This is a genomic window from Parvibacter caecicola (assembly GCF_003725335.1).
In the GTDB taxonomy this organism is placed as follows: domain Bacteria; phylum Actinomycetota; class Coriobacteriia; order Coriobacteriales; family Eggerthellaceae; genus Parvibacter; species Parvibacter caecicola.
In genome coordinates this window covers 145,024-163,050 of sequence record NZ_QIBY01000001.1, presented here as the reverse complement: position 1 = coordinate 163,050, position 18,027 = coordinate 145,024, and the positions used below count along the sequence as shown (strand labels likewise).

General features: G+C 64.4%; 16 protein-coding genes. 15 read left to right on the top strand and 1 reads right to left on the bottom strand.

What is annotated here, in order from left to right; translation table 11 throughout:
- Positions 1-14: 14 nt before the first annotated feature.
- The 15 genes from DMP11_RS00720 to glyA all read left to right on the top strand — a co-directional run bounded on the left by DMP11_RS00720 (position 15) and on the right by glyA (position 17,047).
- Complete coding sequence (locus tag DMP11_RS00720; protein ID WP_123184577.1) at positions 15-1,187, top strand: prephenate dehydrogenase/arogenate dehydrogenase family protein; 1,173 nt, start codon at positions 15-17, stop codon at positions 1,185-1,187.
- A complete protein-coding gene (gene aroA / locus DMP11_RS00715) occupies positions 1,177-2,502 on the top strand; it encodes a 3-phosphoshikimate 1-carboxyvinyltransferase (protein WP_123184576.1) in 1,326 nt (441 codons plus the stop codon). The genes DMP11_RS00720 and aroA overlap by 11 nt, the downstream gene beginning before the upstream one ends.
- A complete protein-coding gene (cmk, locus tag DMP11_RS00710) occupies positions 2,503-3,186 on the top strand; it encodes a (d)CMP kinase (RefSeq protein WP_123184575.1) in 684 nt (227 codons plus the stop codon).
- Positions 3,183-4,028, top strand: coding sequence for a lysophospholipid acyltransferase family protein (locus DMP11_RS00705; RefSeq protein ID WP_123184574.1), 846 nt, complete (start codon positions 3,183-3,185; stop codon positions 4,026-4,028). Before cmk ends, DMP11_RS00705 begins: the two co-directional genes overlap by 4 nt.
- On the top strand, positions 4,025-4,864 hold the full coding sequence (gene ispH, locus DMP11_RS00700) for a 4-hydroxy-3-methylbut-2-enyl diphosphate reductase (RefSeq protein WP_123184573.1): 840 nt from the start codon (positions 4,025-4,027) through the stop codon (positions 4,862-4,864). Before DMP11_RS00705 ends, ispH begins: the two co-directional genes overlap by 4 nt.
- Positions 4,864-6,255, top strand: a complete 1,392-nt coding sequence (locus DMP11_RS00695) for a DUF512 domain-containing protein (protein WP_123184572.1) — start codon at positions 4,864-4,866, stop codon at positions 6,253-6,255. The genes ispH and DMP11_RS00695 overlap by 1 nt, the downstream gene beginning before the upstream one ends.
- A gap of 43 nt (positions 6,256-6,298) precedes the next feature.
- Positions 6,299-7,615, top strand: a complete 1,317-nt coding sequence (gene der / locus DMP11_RS00690; RefSeq protein WP_123184571.1) for a ribosome biogenesis GTPase Der — start codon at positions 6,299-6,301, stop codon at positions 7,613-7,615.
- A gap of 3 nt (positions 7,616-7,618) precedes the next feature.
- On the top strand, positions 7,619-8,338 hold the full coding sequence (gene plsY / locus DMP11_RS00685) for a glycerol-3-phosphate 1-O-acyltransferase PlsY (protein WP_123184570.1): 720 nt from the start codon (positions 7,619-7,621) through the stop codon (positions 8,336-8,338).
- A 45-nt stretch (positions 8,339-8,383) separates the two neighbouring features.
- Entirely contained in the window at positions 8,384-9,382 is a 999-nt protein-coding gene (locus DMP11_RS00680; RefSeq protein ID WP_123184569.1) for an NAD(P)H-dependent glycerol-3-phosphate dehydrogenase, read from the top strand.
- A 120-nt stretch (positions 9,383-9,502) separates the two neighbouring features.
- Positions 9,503-10,585: a 3-phosphoserine/phosphohydroxythreonine transaminase gene (serC, locus tag DMP11_RS00675; RefSeq protein ID WP_123184568.1), complete on the top strand. Its 1,083-nt coding sequence runs from the start codon at positions 9,503-9,505 to the stop codon at positions 10,583-10,585.
- Between the two features lie 29 nt (positions 10,586-10,614).
- Complete coding sequence (gene serA, locus DMP11_RS00670; protein WP_123184567.1) at positions 10,615-12,192, top strand: phosphoglycerate dehydrogenase; 1,578 nt, start codon at positions 10,615-10,617, stop codon at positions 12,190-12,192.
- Between the two features lie 81 nt (positions 12,193-12,273).
- On the top strand, positions 12,274-13,794 hold the full coding sequence (locus DMP11_RS00665; RefSeq protein ID WP_123184818.1) for a 2-isopropylmalate synthase: 1,521 nt from the start codon (positions 12,274-12,276) through the stop codon (positions 13,792-13,794).
- 77 nt (positions 13,795-13,871) lie between these two features.
- Positions 13,872-15,152 (top strand): dicarboxylate/amino acid:cation symporter, encoded by a 1,281-nt coding sequence (locus DMP11_RS00660; RefSeq protein WP_123184566.1) that lies wholly within the window; start codon positions 13,872-13,874, stop codon positions 15,150-15,152.
- Positions 15,153-15,241: 89 nt separating this feature from the next.
- A complete protein-coding gene (coaD, locus tag DMP11_RS00655) occupies positions 15,242-15,748 on the top strand; it encodes a pantetheine-phosphate adenylyltransferase (protein WP_123184565.1) in 507 nt (168 codons plus the stop codon).
- A 42-nt stretch (positions 15,749-15,790) separates the two neighbouring features.
- On the top strand, positions 15,791-17,047 hold the full coding sequence (gene glyA, locus DMP11_RS00650; RefSeq protein ID WP_123184564.1) for a serine hydroxymethyltransferase: 1,257 nt from the start codon (positions 15,791-15,793) through the stop codon (positions 17,045-17,047).
- Between the two features lie 63 nt (positions 17,048-17,110).
- Here glyA and DMP11_RS00645 read toward each other — a convergent pair whose 3' ends face one another.
- A complete protein-coding gene (locus tag DMP11_RS00645; RefSeq protein WP_123184563.1) occupies positions 17,111-17,911 on the bottom strand; it encodes a teichoic acid transporter in 801 nt (266 codons plus the stop codon).
- Positions 17,912-18,027 lie beyond the last annotated feature (116 nt).

Here is an 18,027-nt window from a genome sequence, read left to right as displayed (position 1 = left end):
AAACGGGACGAACAGTGAAAGCGGAACAATCGCATTGCACTAACCTGGGATTTGAATCCATCTGCGTCATCGGCCTGGGGCTCATCGGGGCCTCGTTTGCCGGCGCGGTGAAGGAGGCGAACCCCGCTGTTCACGTGGTGGGCGTGGACACCGACGCGCCCACTTTGGCAATCGCCGAAGAAAAGGGCTGGGCCGACCGGGCCCTGCTGCCCACCGACGAAGCGCTGGCCGATCACTTGGCGAACAGCTGCCAGCTGGCGGTGATCGCCACTCCGGTGGCGGCGGTGGACGACTACTTCCGCCTGTTGGCCGACTGCGGCTTCTCCGGCGTGGTGACCGACACCATCTCCACCAAGGCCCACATCTTGGAAGCCGCCGAACTGCTGCTTCCCGCCAGCTGCGATTTCATCCCCGGGCACCCCATGGCCGGCTCGGAACAGAGCGGCATCGCCGGCGCCCGGGCCGACCTGTTCAAGGGCATCAACTGGATCCTGTGCCCCGACAGCGCCACGGTGCCGGAGAATTTCCAGCATCTGCACGAGCTGATAACCGGCATCGAGGCGCGCGTGGTGTCGCTGCCCCGCGAAGAGCACGACGAGGCGGTAGCCATCGTCAGCCATGTGCCCCATATGGTGGCGGCCTGCCTGATGCAGCTGGCCAGCAACCACGCCGACGATTCCCAGTCGCTCATGCGGCTGGCGGCCGGCGGCTTCAAGGACACCACCCGCATCGCCGCCGGCTCCCCGAAGCTGTGGTGCGGCATCGCTTTCGACAACGCCCAGGCGCTTTCCGAAGGTCTGGATGAGATGGGCTCCATCATCCGCCAGTTCTCCGAGGCGCTTGAAGCGGGCGACCGGGGCCGCTTCACCGCACTGCTGCAACAGGCCAGCGACGCCCGCCGCAGCCTGCCGGCCGCTTGGGTGCCCTCCACCGACAAGCTGCTGGAGGTGCGCATCCCCATGATCAACCGTAACGGCGTGGTAGCGGAAGTGACCACCATCGCCAGCGCCGCCGGCTGCAACATACAATCAATCGAGATCGACCACATCAGCGAGGGCAACGCCGTGCTTTCGCTGGTATTGACCGACGAGGGGAATGTGGGCAAACTGTCCATCGACCTCATCAATGCCGGTTACTCCGTATCGTTTAGCCCCCTCATGGTTAAGGAGCATGCCCATGTCGAGTGATGACGTGCAAGTGATAGAGCCGCTGAGCGGCCCGCTTTCCGGCACCGCCACGGTGCCGGGCGACAAGTCCATCTCCCACCGCGCCGTGCTGTTCTCCGCCATGGCGGAAGGTACGTCCCAGCTCTCCGGCGTGCTGGACTCCCAGGACGTGCGCTCCTCCATGAGCGCCGTGGCCCAGCTGGGGGCGAAGGTGGACCTTTCGGTACAGGAAGACGGCAGCCTGGCCGGCACTGTGGAGGGCTGGGGCGCCGCCGGCCCCGCGCAGCCCCAAGGGCCCATCGACTGCGGCAATTCCGGCACCACCGTGCGGTTGCTGATGGGCATTTTGGCCCCATGGCCCATCACAGTGACGCTGGACGGCGACAGTTCGCTGCGCCGTCGCCCCATGCGCCGCATCACCGCCCCCCTCATGAAGATGGGGGCAAAGTTCGCGCCGGCGGGCCAAGAGCTGCTGCCCATAACGGAAACCGGCACCCCGGCCCTGCGCGCCATCACCTACGATGCGCCCATGGCATCGGCCCAGCTGAAAACGGCCGTGCTGCTGGCGGGGGTTTTCGCCGACGGCACCACCACGGTGAACGAGCCGGCGCCCTCCCGCAACCACACCGAGCTGATGCTGCCGGAGTTCGGCGTGGCCACCACGGCCGCCACCCGCACCGCTTCGGTGACCGGCCCCAGCACCTTGAGCGCCAGCACGGTGCACGTGCCCGGCGATCCCTCGTCGGCCGCCTTCCTGGCGGCGGCGGCGCTGCTGAAGCCGGGCAGCTCCATCTGCATCAAGAACGTGTCACTGAACCCCGCCCGCATCGGTTTCCTGCGCACGCTGGAGCGCATGGGGGCCAACGTGGAAGAACGCCACGAGGGGCAGGAGGGCAAAGAGCCCAACGGCTCCATCACCGTAACCTACACCCCGCAGCTGCGGGGTTGCGAAATTCCCGCCCAGCACATCGCGTCGCTGATCGACGAGATTCCCGTGCTCGCGCTGGTGGCGGCCCATGCCCACGGCGTCACCGTCTTCAAAGAGGTGGGGGAGCTGCGGGTTAAGGAAACCGACCGTTTGGCCGCCATCATCGAAGGGCTGGAACTTTTGGGGGTGGATGCCTGGGAAGAGGGGAACAACCTTCTGATAGAGGGCAACCCGCAACTGGAGGTGCCCGAAGGGCTGGTGTTCGATTCCCATGGCGACCATCGCCTGGCCATGACCTGGGCCCTTGCGGGGCTGTGCGGCAACCGGCCCGTGGGGGTGCGCGATTTCGGCGCCGTGGCAGTGAGCTACCCCCGCTTCCTCGAAGATATCAAAAGATTGGAGCGCTAGATGATCATCGCCATCGACGGCCCTTCCGGGGCCGGAAAGTCCACGGTCGCGAAGGCAGTGGCCAAGAAACTGGACTTCGACTGCCTGGACACCGGCGCCATGTACCGGGCGGTGGCCTGGATGGCCCAGCACCGCGGCGTTGAACTGGACGACGCCGCCGGCCTTGAGGACATCGCCCGAAACTGCCCCATCTCCTTCGGCCGCGACGGAGGCGCCCAGACGGTGGCCATCGATGGCGTTGACGTGACCAGCGCCATTCGCACCGCCGCCATCGACCGCGCCGTCAGCCCGGTTTCCGCCTGCCCTGCGGTACGGGTTGCCCTGGTGGACCAGCAGCGGCGCATCGGCCGCGCGGGCAATTACGTGGTGGAGGGCCGCGACATCGGCACGGTGGTGTTCCCCGACGCCGAAGTGAAGGTGTTCCTCACCGCCAGCCCCGAAGAGCGCGCTCATCGCCGCGTGCGCCAGAACGTAGACCGCGGCGTGGGCTCCATCGACTACGAAATCGTGTTGGCGGACATCATCCGCCGCGATGACATCGATTCCAATCGCGCCGCCTCGCCGCTGAAACCGGCCGCGGACGCCGTGCACATGGATTCCACCGGCACCTACATCGAGGACGTGATCGACCAGATTTGCGGGCTGGCCCGCAAGAAGGGCGCCCAAGGGGATGAGGCCCGGTGAGCCTGTTCATGCCCCAAAGCGAGATGTGGGACCTGCCGCTCCCCGGCGAGCGGGGGCAGCGGCACATTCCCCATTGGTTCGGGAACCTTGCTTTCGCGGTAGTCGGGTTCCTGTGCAAGCTGCTGTGGCGCTACCGGGTGGACGGCCGCGAGAACCTGCGCGCTTTCAAAGACGTGAGCGGCGTTTTGGTGGTGTGCAACCACACCTCGTTTTTGGACGTGGTGTTCATGTACCTCTCTGCCCGCCCCTCCCAGTGGATTCGCCTGATGGGGCGCGATTCGCTGTTCGACAACGCCGGCGGCCTTCTGGGCCAGGCCCTCTCGCGGGTTGGGGCGTTTCCGGTGAAGCGGGATTCCGCCGACCGGGGCGCCATCAAACGGGCCACTTCCATGCTGAAGAGCGGCGAGCTGGTGGGCATCTTGCCGGAAGGCACCCGCCGCGGCCGCGGCACCGCCGAAATGAAGCTGCATTCCGGCGCCGCCTTCATCGCCCGCATGGGCAAAGCGCCCATCCTGCCCATGACGGTGCGCAACGCCGAGCTGGTGAAGCAGAAGGGCAAATGGCTCCGCTTCCCCAAGATCACCGTCGAATTCGGCCAACCGCTGCTGGTGGGCGACTTCGACTTTTTTCCCAAAGAGGAGCGGCTGGACGCCTGCACCTGGTACGCCATGCGGGAATGCTTCGCGCTTTCCCAGCGCATTCCCGCCGAGGAGGTGGACATGGCCGCCCTGTTCCCTTCCGCCAAAGACTACAGCGCCGCCTTCGCCGAGCACCCGGTTGAGCGCCACAGCTCAGCCGAGGTGGCTGCCGCGCTGGCCAAGGCGAAACAGGAGAAGCAGTGAAGGTGCTGAGGGCCCAGTGCGCCGGGGCCTGTTACGGCGTGCAGCGGGCATTGGACGCCGCGTTTGAGGCCAACGAGCAGCACGACCAGGTGTTCACCTGGGGGGCGCTCATCCATAACCCTCAGGTGGTGGAAGAACTGGAACGGGAGGGCATCGAAGTGGCCCGCTCCTTAGAGCAGCTGCCGGAGGGCTCCACCGTTATCGTGCGCAGCCACGGGGTGCCCCCCAGCGTGCTGCGGGCCCTTAAGGGGGCCGGCGCCGCCGTGGTGGATGCCACCTGCCCCTACGTGGCCCGCGCCCAGAAGGCGGCCGCGCGGCTGGCGCGAGAAGGCTGCCGGGTCATCATCGTGGGGGAGGCGGGCCATCCGGAAGTGGAGGGCATAGCCGCCTTCGCCGCCGAAGCCGGCGGAAAAGCCGATGTGGTGGGCAGCCCCGCCGACGTGCCCGAAGGCCTCTACGACCCCATCGGCGTTGTGGTGCAGACCACCCAGCGGCGGGAAAACCTCGATGCAGTGCTGGGGCAGCTGAAGGCCCAGGGGCTTGAACCCCGGGTGATGGACACCATCTGCGCCGCCACCGCCGAACGGCAAGAGTCGGCGGCGAAGGTGGCGGCAGAGGCGGACGCCATGGTGGTGATAGGGGGGCGCAACTCCTCCAACACCACGCGCCTGGCGGAAATCTGCGCCGCTGCCGCACCCCACACCTACCATGTGGAATCGGCAGCCGAGCTTGACCCTGCGTGGTTTTCCGGCTGTGCCACGGTAGGGGTGACCGCCGGCGCCTCCACCCCCGAATCCCAAATTCACGCGGTGGAGCAGAAGCTGCGGGAGCTTTAATGATCTACCCCAGCGCCGACATCGAGAAATCCGCCTGCGACAGGGCCGCGAAAACCGCCCCGCGGGCCCGCATCGCCGCAGTGGAAGAGGGAAGCCCCGCCTGGGACGCCGGATTCGAGCCCGGCTGCTACCTGACCAGCGTGGACGGCCAACCGTTGCGCGACATCATCGACTGGCGCTGGCTTTCCGACGGAGACGCCATCGAGGTGGGCTACATCGACCTGGACGGCGAAAACGGGGAAGTCGAGCTGGAGCGCGAGCCGGGGGAGAGCTGGGGCTTCGAGTTCGCCGATGCCCTGTTCGATTCCGTGAAAACTTGCCGCAACGGCTGCATCTTCTGCTTCATGCAGCAACTGCCCCGCGATGTGCGCGGTTCGCTGGTGCTGCGGGACGACGACTTCCGCCTCAGCTTCCTGCAGGGCACCTTCGTCACCCTCACCAACCTGTCGGCCGAAGACGAAGAGCGCATCAAAGAGCAGTTCATTTCCCCGCTGCGGGTTTCCCTGCACGCCGCCAACCCGGAGGTGCGCCGCCGCATCATAGGGCGCCACGCCGACTGGGGGCTGGCGGCGCTGGAGCGGCTGCTTGACGCGGGCATCCAGGTGCATGCGCAAATTGTGCTGATGCCCGGCATCAACGATGGCGACGTACTGAGAGAAACTCTGGAGTGGGCCTGGCAGCGCCCCAACATCCTTTCGGTGGGCATCGTGCCGTTGGGGTTCACCAAGCACCAAACCCGTTTCGAGAAGAGCTTCACCGCGCCGCAGGACGCACGGGCGGTGATCGAGGCCATAGGACCCTTCCAGCAACAGGCCCGGGCCGAACGGGGCAACCCTTGGGTGTACGCCGCCGACGAGTTCTACGGCAACGCCTTCGGCGCCGCCACCCCCGAGCAGGTGCCCCCCGCCAGCGACTACGGCGATTACGAGATGTTCGAAGACGGCATCGGCATCATCCGCTCTTACGTGGACGAGTTTCGCGAGGCGCAGGAAAACGGCCTCATGGCCCGTTGCGCCGAAGCGCTGAAGGCGGCCGATGCGCACCCCCGTTACATCATCGGCGAGGCGATGCAGCCCTTCCTCGACCGGATGCTGGAGGAGAGCCCCCTTCGCGGCCACTTGAGCGCCCTCACCGTGGCCAACCGCTACTTCGGCGGCAACGTGAACGTGACCGGCCTGCTCACCGGCCAAGACATCGCGGCCGCCATCGCCGCGTCGCCGGATGAGGGCCCCTTCCTCATACCCTCGGTGGTTTTCAACCATAACGGCGTGACGCTGGATGACATGAGCGTATCCGCCATCGAAAAGGCGGCGGGAAAACCGCTTACGGTGGTATCCTGTAATCTAAATGCGTATTTGAACGAGATAATCGCGCTGGCAGCGCACGCTTAGAAGCCGCTGCACCCAGCGAAACCGAACAGAAGGGATCAGCCCCATGCCCTTGCCCATCGTAGCCATCGTCGGCCGCCCCAACGTGGGCAAATCCACGCTGGTGAACCGCATAGCCCAAATTGACGAGGCCATCGTGCACGAAATGCGCGGCGTCACCCGCGACCGCAGCTACCACAACGCCGACTGGAACGGCGTGGACTTCAAGCTCATCGACACCGGCGGTATCGAGGTGGGCAGCGACGATTCGTTCCAAGGCTCCATCACCGCCCAGGCGCTGGAAGCCGCCCGCCAAGCGGACGTGATCATCTTCGTGGTGGACGGCAAGGTGGGCGTCAACGCCGACGACGAGGAAGTGGCCCGCATCCTGCGCAAGGCGAAGAAGCCGGTGCTGTTGGCGGCCAACAAGATGGACAGCACCAAGCATGAAGACCAGCTGTGGGAGTTCTACCAGCTGGGGCTGGGCGATCCTTGGCCGGTTTCCGCCATGCACGGCCACGGCACCGGCGACTTGCTGGACGAAGTGGTGAAGCACCTGCGCGAGCTGGAAGTAGTGGGGGGCGAAGACGAGGTGGAGGCCATCAACGTGGCCATCATCGGACGGCCCAACGCGGGCAAGTCCTCTCTCACCAACCGCCTCACCGACAACGACCGCTCCATCGTGTCGGACGTGGCCGGCACCACCCGCGACGCCATCGACACCCTGGTGGACCACGAGGGCACCCTGTACCGCATCGTGGACACCGCCGGCCTGCGCCGCAAAAGCCAGATAGACGAGGACGTGGAGTACTACGGCTTCGTGCGGGCCATGCGCGCCATCGACCGCGCCGATGTGGCCCTTCTGGTAGTGGATTCCTCCATCGGCCTCACCAACGAGGACCAGCGGGTGGCCGGCTACGCCGCCGAGCGCGGCTGCGCCATGGTCATCGTGCTGAACAAGTGGGACCTGGTAGAGGGCCCCGACGAGAAGCAAAAGATCCGCGATCGCATCGCCGACCGCATGACGTTCGTGGGCTACGCCCCGGTGGTGGCCATCTCGGCCCTCACCGGCAAGAAAGTGCAGCGCATCTGGGACGCCGTGGAGGAGGCCTTCGCTAACTACTCGCAGGTCATCCCCACTGGCAAGCTGAACGCCTTCCTCACCACCATCCGCGAGAGCGGCCACACGGTGTCGAAGGGCAAGGCCATCCTGCGCATGAAGTACGTCACCCAAACGGCCACCAAGCCGCCGCGGTTCACCTTCTTCTGCAACCGCCCCGACGTGGTGGACGACAACTACGAGCGGTACTTGGAAAACCGGTTGCGGGCGGCCTTCCCCCTCACCGGCACTCCCGTTCGGCTCCGCTTCAAGAAGAAGGACTAGCCCATGCTGCTCATCCACCTCTTCGAGGCGCTGCTCTTCGTCGCTTGCTTTTTGCTGGGTTCCATCCCTTGGGGCGTGATCATATCGCGGGTGTTCTACCGCCGCGACATCCGCGAGAGCGGCTCGGGCAACATCGGCTCCACCAACGCCCTGCGCACGCTGGGGAAAAGGGGAGGGGCCGCCGTGTTCCTGCTGGACTTCGGCAAGGGCCTTCTAGCGGGCGCTCTGGGGCTTGCCGTGGCAAACTGGCTGCAAGGGGCCCTGTTCGACGGCGTACCCGGGGCGCTGGCGGTGGGATACTCCATGCACCTGAGCGGCGACGAGGCCATCCTTGCCGGCGCCGCCACCATTCAGCGCACCTGCACCGTGGCCGCCTTCATGGCCGCCACCCTGGGGCACATCTTCACCCCTTGGCTGAAATTCAAGGGGGGCAAGGGCATCGCCGTTGCGGTGGGGGCCCTGTTCATCACCTTCGGCCCCGCGGCAGCGCTGGTGGAAATCGCCATTTTCGCCGTTGTGGTGGCCCTTACCCGCTACGTTTCCGCCGGGTCGCTGGCAGCCGCCTGCGGCTGCCCATTCATTGCGCTCTTCGTGTTCTGGGGGCACCCGCTGTCCGTAGCCGCCTGCCTGGTAACGGCGCTGGTGGTCATCTGGGCCCATCGGGGCAACATCAAGCGACTGGCCGACGGCACCGAGCGCAAGCTGGGGCAGAAGGCGGCTTAGCGCCCCGCTCCGCCATCTGAAGCATCGTTTCGAAAGAGGGTTTCCATGGCCATAGTATCTGTCATCGGCGCCGGATCGTGGGGCACCGCCCTGGCCCAGACCATTGCCGCCAACGGCCACGAGGCGCGGCTTTGGGCCCGCAAGCCCGAAGTGGCCCACCACATCAACAGCCACCACGCAAACCCCCGCTACCTCACCGACGCCCGCCTCTCGGAGAACGTGCGGGCCACCGCTTCCCTAAAGGATTGCCTTGAAGGGGCCGATGCAGCCCTCATCGTCACGCCTTCGCAGCTGCTGCGCACCATGGCCGGCCAGATGCGGCCCTTCTGCCCGCCGCAGCTGCCCATCGCCGTGTGCAGCAAAGGCATCGAGGAGGGAACCGGGGCGCTGCCCCTGCAGGTGCTCACGGAAACCTTGGGGGCGCTGGAGCGACTGGCGGCGATATCGGGCCCCAATCACGCCGAAGAAGTGGTGAACGGGGTGCCGTCGGCCACGGTGGCCGCCAGCTGCGTGGCCTCCACCGCCCGCACCTTCCAAGACCTGCTGGCCAACCCGCGGTTTCGCGTGTACGACTCGCGCGATCCGGTGGGAGTGGAGATATGCGCCGCCTACAAGAACATCATCGCCATCGCGGTGGGGCTGAGCTACGGTTTAGGGTTCGGCGACAACACCGCCGCCACCATCATCACCCGCGGATTGGCGGAGATGAGCCGCCTGGTAACCGTTGCCGGCGGCGACGCCCTCACCTGCATGGGGCTGGCCGGGGCCGGGGACGCCGTGGTCACCTGCATGTCGCGCCATTCCCGAAACCGCCGCTTCGGGCAAGACTACCTTGCCTGCGGCCGCAGCCTGGAGGATTTCTCCGCCGACACCCACATGGTGGTGGAAGGGGCCCAGGCCTGCAAGAACGTGGAGGTGCTGGAGCGCTTCTTTGGCCTTGAGCTTCCGCTGTGCGACGGCGTTCGCGCCATAACCTGGGAAGGGGTTTCCCCGAAGGACGTGGTGAGGGAATTGGTGGATCGCCCCCTGAAGAGCGAGTTCTAACGCTCCCTGGGCCCCCGCAGGCCGAACCTTGCGCCCAGCGCGCCCCTGCTCAGGTAAAATTCATGCTGTTTCGCCCACCAAACCGCGCCTGCGGTTTCAACAGCATAGGAGAAGGCTGACATGAGCAGGGTTTACAATTTTTCCGCCGGTCCCGCAGTTCTACCCGAAGTGGTGCTGCGCCAGGCAGCCGCTGAAATGCTCGATTACCAGGGAACGGGCATGTCCGTGATGGAGATGAGCCATCGCTCGAAGCCCTTCGCCTCCATCATCGAAACCGCCGAGGCGGACCTTCGCGAACTTATGGCCATCCCCGACAACTACAACGTGTTGTTCTTGCAGGGCGGTGCCACCCAGCAGTTCGCCGCTATCCCCATGAACCTCATGCAGAACAAGGTGGCCGACTACATCGTTTCCGGATCTTGGTCGAAAAAGGCCTTCAAGGAAGCCAAGCTCTACGGCGACGCCCGTTGCATCGCCAGTTCTGAGGACGGCAATTTCTCCTACGTCCCCAACTTGGACAACCTGGAGATTTCCCCCGACGCCGATTACGTGTACATCTGCCAGAACGAGACCATCTACGGCACCCGCTATCCCAAGCTGCCCGATACCCAGGGTAAGCCGCTGGTGAGCGACGTGTCCTCCATGTTCCTCTCCGAACCCATGAACGTTGCCGACTACGGGCTGATCTACGGCGGCGTGCAGAAGAACATCGGCCCCGCCGGCGTGGTGATCGTGATCGTGCGCGACGATTTGGTGCGGGAAGACGTGCTTCCCTTCACCCCTTCCATCATGCGCTACAGCACCCAGGTGGCGGCCAAGAGCCTCTCCAACACCCCGCCCGCCTACGGCATCTACATCTGCGGCCTGGTGTTCAAGTGGCTGAAGGAGATGGGCGGCCTTTCGGCGATGCAGCAGCGCAACCAGGAAAAGGCGGCCATCCTCTACGATTACCTGGACTCCTCTCGCCTGTTCAAGGCCACGGCCCGCAAAGAGGACCGCTCCCTCATGAACATGCCCTTCGTCACCGGCGACGCCGAACTGGACGCCCTGTTCGTGGCGGAGGCCAAGAACCACAACATCGAGTCCATCAAGGGCCATCGCTCGGTAGGGGGCATGCGCGCCTCCATCTACAACGCCATGCCCAAAGAGGGCGTCGAGGCGCTGGTGGCCTACATGGCCGAATTTGAGAAGATCCACGGCTAGGGCAGAACGCCATGAGCAAGGAGGGCGCCATGAGCCAGAAGAAGGTGCTGGTAACCGAGAAAATCGCTGACGTGGCCCTTGAGACCTTGGAGGCAAAGGGCTATCAGGTGGACGTTAAGCTGGACCTTTCGCCGCAAGCGCTGGCCGAGGCCATCGCCGACTACGATGCTCTCATCGTGCGTTCGGCCACCAACGTCACCGCCGACATCCTGGACGCCGCCCAAAACCTGAAGATCATCGGCCGTGCCGGCGTGACGGTGGACAACATCGACATCGAAGCGGCCACCGAACGGGACATCATCGTGTGCAACGCCCCGGTTTCCAACATCGTTACCGCCGCCGAGCACACCTTCGCCCTCCTTTTGGCCTGCGCCCGCAACGTGTGCCAGGCCAACGCCTCCATGCATGCGGGGCAGTGGGAGCGCGCGCCTTTCACCGGCGTGGAACTGTACGAGAAGACGCTGGCCATCTTCGGGCTAGGCCGCATCGGCGGCCTGGTGGCCGAACGGGCCCGCGCCTTCGGCATGAACGTGGTGGGGCACGACCCCTACTGCAGCCCCGAACGGGCCCAGGCGCTGGGGGTGACGCTGCTGGAAGACGTGGACGAGATCTGCGCCATCGCCGATTTCATCTCCGTGCACCTGCCCCTCACCGAAGACACCCACCACATGTTCGGCCCGCAGCAGTTCGCCCAGATGAAAGACGGGGTTATCGTGGTCAACACCGCCCGCCCCGGCATCGTGGACCAAAAGGCGCTGGCGGATTTCCTGGCGGCGGGGAAGGTGCGCTCCTGCGGCATCGACGTGTTCGAAGAGGAGCCCTGCACCATGAGCCCCCTCCATGAGTTCCCCAACGCCATCCTCACCCCCCATATCGCCGCCGTCACCTACGAGGCGCAGCACCGGGCCGGCGCCCAGATCGCCGAATACGTGTGGGAGGGGCTGGAGGGCTCCATCGTGCCCACCGCCATCAACATCTCCCCGCTTCCCCCCGATGTGGTTGACCTGGTGGGCCCCTATGCCCCCGCTTGCCAGATGATGGGGCGCATCCTCACCCAAATCAACGGCGAGATGCCCAAGGTGCTCAAAATCGAAGCCTGCGGCCTTTTGGCCCAGTCGGACATCCGGGTGCTCATTGCCGGCCTCATGGACGGGCTTTTGTCCTACCGCCGCGTGGGCAGCATCACCCCCGCCAACGCCGAAGCGGTGGCGGCGCGCCACGGCATCAAACTGGATGTGGTGCTGCAGCCGGATGCCGAAGAGTACGCCTCTTCGGTGCGGGCGATGGCGGACGGCACCGAGGTGGCGGCCACCGTGTTCGGCATCAGCCAGGCGCCGCGCATTGTGTCCCTCATGGGCTACAAGATAGACATGGTGCCTTCGAAGAGCTCGCTTTTGCTGCGCTACGAGGACGCGCCGGGGCGCATCGGCGTAATCGGCACCCTCCTGGGCAACGCCGACGTCAACATCACCACCATGCAAATCGGCGTTTCCCCCGATGGCAGCGCACTTGTTTTCGTCAACGTGACCGGAGAGGTTTCCGACAAGCTGTTGCGGCAGCTGCGGGAGGCCATTCCGGGCCTGGACTTGTGGCGGCTGGCACTGTAGAAAAGCGCCGTCAACTGCGGCAGTTCTGCTATCATTCGGAACCACGCATAAAGGGATTGCAAGGGAAAGGACCTTATGCCCATGACTAGAAAGATCAACATCTTCGACACCACCCTGCGCGACGGCGAGCAATCGCCGGGCGCTTCCATGAATACCGAGGAAAAGCTCGTCATCGCCCGCCAGCTGCTGAGGCTGAATGTGGACATCATCGAGGCGGGCTTTCCCATCTCCAGCCCCGGCGACTTCGAGAGCGTGCGCCGCATCGCCGAACTGGCGGGGGACAAAGCGGTGGTGTGCGGCCTCACCCGCGCCATCGACAAGGACATCGAGGTGTGCGCCGACGCCCTGAAGTACGCCAAGCGCCCCCGCATCCACACCGGCCTGGGGGTTTCGCCCTCGCACTTGCGCGATAAGCTGCGCATCACCGAAGAGCAGTGCATCGAGCGGGCGGTGCATGCGGTGTCCTACGCCAAAACCTTCGTGGAGGACGTGCAGTTCTACGCCGAGGACGCCGGCCGTTCCGACTACGACTTTTTGGTGAAGGTGATCCAGGCGGTGGTGGATGCCGGCGCCACGGTGGTGAACATCCCCGACACCACCGGTTACTCGCTGCCGGAGGAGTTCGGCGCCCGCATCGCCTATTTGATGGAGAACGTGCGCGGCATCGAGAACGTCACCGTTTCCGTTCACTGCCACAACGACTTAGGCATGGCCACCGCCCTTGCCATGGCCGGCGTTAAGAACGGCGCCACCCAGGTGGAGTGCACCATCAATGGCCTGGGCGAGCGGGCCGGCAACACCGCCATGGAAGAAGTGGTGATGGCCATCCGCATGCACGAGGAAGAGCTGAACGCCCACTCCGACATCCACACCCGCGAATTCGTGAAGGCAAGCCGCCTGGTTTCCTCCATCACCGGCATGAACGTGCAGGCGAACAAGGCCATCGTGGGCGCCAACGCCTTCGCCCATTCTTCCGGCATCCACCAAGACGGCGTGCTGAAGAAGCGCGACACCTACGAAATCATCGACCCCGCCGACGTGGGCGCCGGCGCCAGCCAGATCGTGCTCACCGCCCGCAGCGGACACGCGGCCCTGAACCACCGCCTGGAAGAGCTGGGTTACGAGTTCTCCGGCGAAGAGCTGGACAAGATCTACGAGGCCTTCCTGAACATGGCCGACAAGAAAAAGGAAGTGTACGACGAGGACCTGGAGTCGCTGGTGAACGAGCGCGACCGCGAGGAAACCGCTGTCTATGCCCTCACCTCCGTGCAGGTGAGCTGCGGCTTCCCCTTGAAGCCCACTGCCACGGTAACCCTCACCGGCCCCGACGGCATCGCCCGCACCGTATGCGAATGGGGCACCGGCCCCGTCGATGCCATCTACAAGGCCATCGACGCCATCGTGCAGGTGGACAACGACCTCTCCGAGTTCTCGGTGCAGTCGGTCACCCGCGGCATCGACGCCTTGGGCGAGGTGACGGTGCGGGTGAAGGCATCGGGCGGCGAGATATTCACCGGCCGCGGCGCCGACGGCGATATCATCGTGTCCTCCGCCAAGGCTTACCTGAATGCCCTGAACCGGTTGCTCACCGACCGCCGCTAACGCTTAATTCTTAAAAAAAGGGGAGGGCTCTGCCTTCCCCTTTTTCGCGCCATGGTTTCACTGCAAGGAGGATCAAGATGACGGAAACCGCCGCCGTGCCCCATACGCCCTGGTTCAAGAAGCTCTCCCTCACCACGTGGATTTTCATCGCGCTGGTGCTGGGTGTTGTCGTGGGCTTCTTCATGCAAGGTGCCCCCGATGTGGCCTCCACCTACATCAAGCCCTTCGGCACCATCTTCCTCAACCTTTTGAAGTTCATCTGCGTGCCGCTGGTGCTGTTCTCCATCATCTGCGGCGTCATCTCCCTCGACGATGCCCGCAAGGTGGGCTCAATCGGCGGAAAAACCATCGTGCTTTACCTGCTCACCACGGTGTTCGCGGTGGTGATCGGACTGGTGTTCGCCAACGTGCTGAACGTGGGGGCCGGCTACACCCTCTCCGCTGAAGAGCTGTCCTACGAAGCGGCCGAGGCGCCCACCTTCATGGACACCCTCGTGAACATCTTCCCGTCCAACTTCCTCGACCCCATGGTGCAGGCCACCATGCTGCAGGTAATTGTCATCGCCCTGTTCTTCGGCTTCGGCATCATGTTCGTGGGCCAGAAGGCGGCCATCGTAAAGGACTTCTGCATTGCCATGAGCGAGGTGTGCATGAAGGTGATGCAGGGCATCCTGTATCTGGCCCCCTTGGGAGTGTTCGGGCTTCTGGTGCCGGTGGTGGCCATCAACGGCCCCGACATTTTGGGGCCCCTCATGTGGCTGATTGCCGTCATGGCCATCGCCTGCGTGGTGCAGGTGGCGATGGTCTACACCTGCCTCATTAAGTTTTTGGCCCGCCGCAGCCCACTGAAGTTTCTAAAGGGCGAAGCACCGGTAATGAGCTTCGCTTTTGCCTCCGCTTCCTCCATGGGCACGTTGCCTATCAACATGGAATGCGCTGAAAAGATGGGGGTTTCCAAGGAGGTCACTTCTTTTGTACTGCCGCTGGGAGCCACCATCAACATGGATGGCACTTCCATTTACCAGGGCATTTGCGCGGTGTTCATCGCCCAAGTATTCGGCATCGACCTGTCTATCGGGGCCCAAGTGACCATCGTGCTCACGGCGCTTTTGGCCTCCATTGGCACCGCAGGCGTTCCCGGATCCGGCATGATTATGCTGGCTTTGGTACTGGGCAGCGTGGGGTTGCCGCTGGAGGGCATCGCCCTTGTGGCGGGCGTCGACCGCATCCTGGACATGATGCGCACCACGGTGAACGTCACCGGCGACGGCGCCGTGGCCCAAGTGGTGGACGCCATGGAGAAGCGGAAGCTGTCAAAGCGGCAACCGACGGACGAAGGCGCGCCGAAAGCAGCATAAACGTTTCGTTTTCCAGCGAATCGCCAACGAAACGGCAAGGATAGGGCGCGGGCGCCTTATCCTTTTTCCCACCGAGAAAGGAGTCCCCATTGAAGCGCGCCCTCGTGCCCGGCACATTCGACCCCATCACCTCCGGCCATCTGGACATCATCACCCGCTCCACCCACCTGGCGGACGAGATTATCGTGGCCGTTGCCCCCTCCGCGAAGAAAAACCCCCTCTTCCCCCTCGAAAAGCGGGTGCAGCTGGCCCGCGAGGCCACTGCCCACCTGCCCAACGTGCACGTAGTTCCTCTGGAGGGATTGCTAGTGGAATTCGCTCACAAGATGGGGGCCACTGCCGTCATTAAGGGGCTGAGAGCCATCACCGACTTCGAGTACGAGTTCCAGCAGACGGCGCTGAACTACGAGCTGAACCCGCAGCTGGAAACCATTTTCATCATGTCGCCGCCCCACTACATGTACCTGTCTTCTTCCATCGTTCGCGAGATAGCCTCCATGCAGGGCCCCTTGGGCAATTTCGTGCCCGATTGCGTTCAGAAGGCACTTCGGGACAAATTCGGCCCGCAGCAGTTCGCCCCGCCCCAAGAGGGGTAGAATCCTTTTCTCGCACTTTCCCTTCAACCTAAAGGAGAGCCCATGGCCCTTGATTTCCTGCGCGGGGAAGACCCGCAGATTGCCGACGCCCTCAATGCCGAACTGGCCCGCCAGCGCGATTCCATCGAACTGATAGCCTCTGAGAACTTCACCTCCCGCGCCGTGATGGAGGCGGTGGGCAGCGTGCTCACCAACAAGTACGCAGAAGGTTATCCGGGCAAGCGCTATTACGGCGGCTGCGAGAAGGTGGACGTGGTAGAGCAGCTGGCCTGCGAGAGGGCCTGCGAGCTGTACGGCGCGAACTACGCCAATGTGCAGCCCCACTCCGGGGCATCCGCCAACTTCGGCGCCTACCTGGCCCTGGTGAAGCCGGGCGACACGGTGATGGGCATGAGCCTCGACCACGGCGGCCACCTCACCCACGGCTCTCCGGTGAACTTCTCCGGCCTGATGTACTCGATGGTCTCCTACGGCCTTGACCCGGAAACCGAACTCATCGACTACGACGCCATGGAGAAGCTGGCAAAGGAAACCCGCCCGAAGATGATCATCGGCGGCGCCAGCGCCTACCCGCGCGTCATCGACTTCGAGCGCATGGCCGCCATCGCCAAGGCGGTGGACGCCTACTTCGTGGTGGACATGGCCCACATCGCCGGCCTGGTGGCGGCGGGGCTGCATCCCAGCCCCGTGCCCTTTGCCGATGTGGTCACCTCCACCAGCCACAAAACCCTGCGCGGCCCCCGCGGCGGCTTCATCCTCACCAACAGCGAAGAGCTGGCCAAGCGCATCAACAAGGCCATTTTCCCGGGCGCCCAGGGCGGCCCCCTCATGCACGTCATAGCCGGCAAGGCCGTGGCCTTCGGCGAAGCGCTGAAACCCGCTTACCGCCAGTACGGCCGCGACATCATCGAAAACTGCCAGGCCATGGGGCAGGGGATGGCCCAAGGCGGCCTGCGACTGGTTTCCGGCGGCACCGACAACCACCTGTGCCTGGTAGACCTCACGCCGGCCCAGGTTACCGGCAAAGAGGCCGAGAAGCTGCTGGAATCGGTGGGCATCACCGTGAACAAGAACTCCATTCCCAACGAACCGCTTTCCCCTTTTGTCACCAGCGGCATCCGCGTCGGCAGCGCCGCAGCCACCACCCGCGGCCTCACGGCGGCCGACTTCGCCACCGTGGGCGCCTGCATCGCGAAGACGGTGTTCGGCAAAGACAACCCTGCCGTGCTGGCCGAGGTGCGAAGCACCATCGACAACATACTGGCGGCCCATCCCCTGTACCCGGGGCTGCAATACTAAAGCGAAACCGGTTGCAAAAAAGAGCCCCGCGGGGCTCTTTTTTTTCGCTATGGCCGGCCGCGCTTAGACGGTGAGGCGGATGCCCACGTACTGGGCCCCTTCCGGGAAACCGGAAATGTCGTAGACGGCTGACAGGGGGCACACCGAAACCCGCCAAGTGCAGGTGGTGCCGCTCACGTCTATCTTTCCGGTTTGGAAGTTATTGCCCGCATCATCCACGCCGGCCTCGGTGGCGGTTTCTGCCGGGAAGCCTTCTGCGGCCATGGCGGCCGCAATGGCGCTCTCGGCAGAGGTAGCGGAAAGGTCGCAGTAATGAAGGCGGTAGGAAACCCCGTCGTTGGAGCGCACCACGTTCATGGTCCAAGCGCCGTTCAGCAGCAAAGCTGCCTGAGCCGGAGAGGCCTTGGTAACCCCTTGCAGCCGCACGGCCGCCGCTTGATCGAGCCCTACGCCCTCCGGCAGTTTAGCCAGTTCCAAATCGCCGGCATCGGCTTCGTCTTCCGAGGTGGTGTTCATGATGGTGGCGCCGGTTTCCTCCACGGCGGCGATGATGGTCTGGTTGTCAGCCCCCACGAAGCTGGACAGAACCGGCAACCCCAGATCTACTTCACGGGAAAGATTGGCCTGCAGCTCCTCCTGGGCCCTCTTAGGAGCGTTGGCGGTAGCATCATAGTACTGGGAGAATGCCCACACGCCCAGCGCAGCGGCCACTCCCATCAGAACGGCCATGCCAATAACGGCTACCCGCGGCAGCTTGAGAGCCCCTAGAAGGGGAGCGCCGTCAAGGTAAACCAGGTTACCGTCTTGGATCTTCTTCACCGGCTTGCGACCCGAAAAAAACGAAGCGAAGTCAGGCAGTTGCATGTAAACTCCTATGAACTTTTTCCGTGCGGGGGATTATACCATTGCGCCTTCGGCGCCGGTGCTCTATGGTTTAGCGCAACCCTTGAGGGAGTAGCTGGCACTGGCGTGCGGTTCGG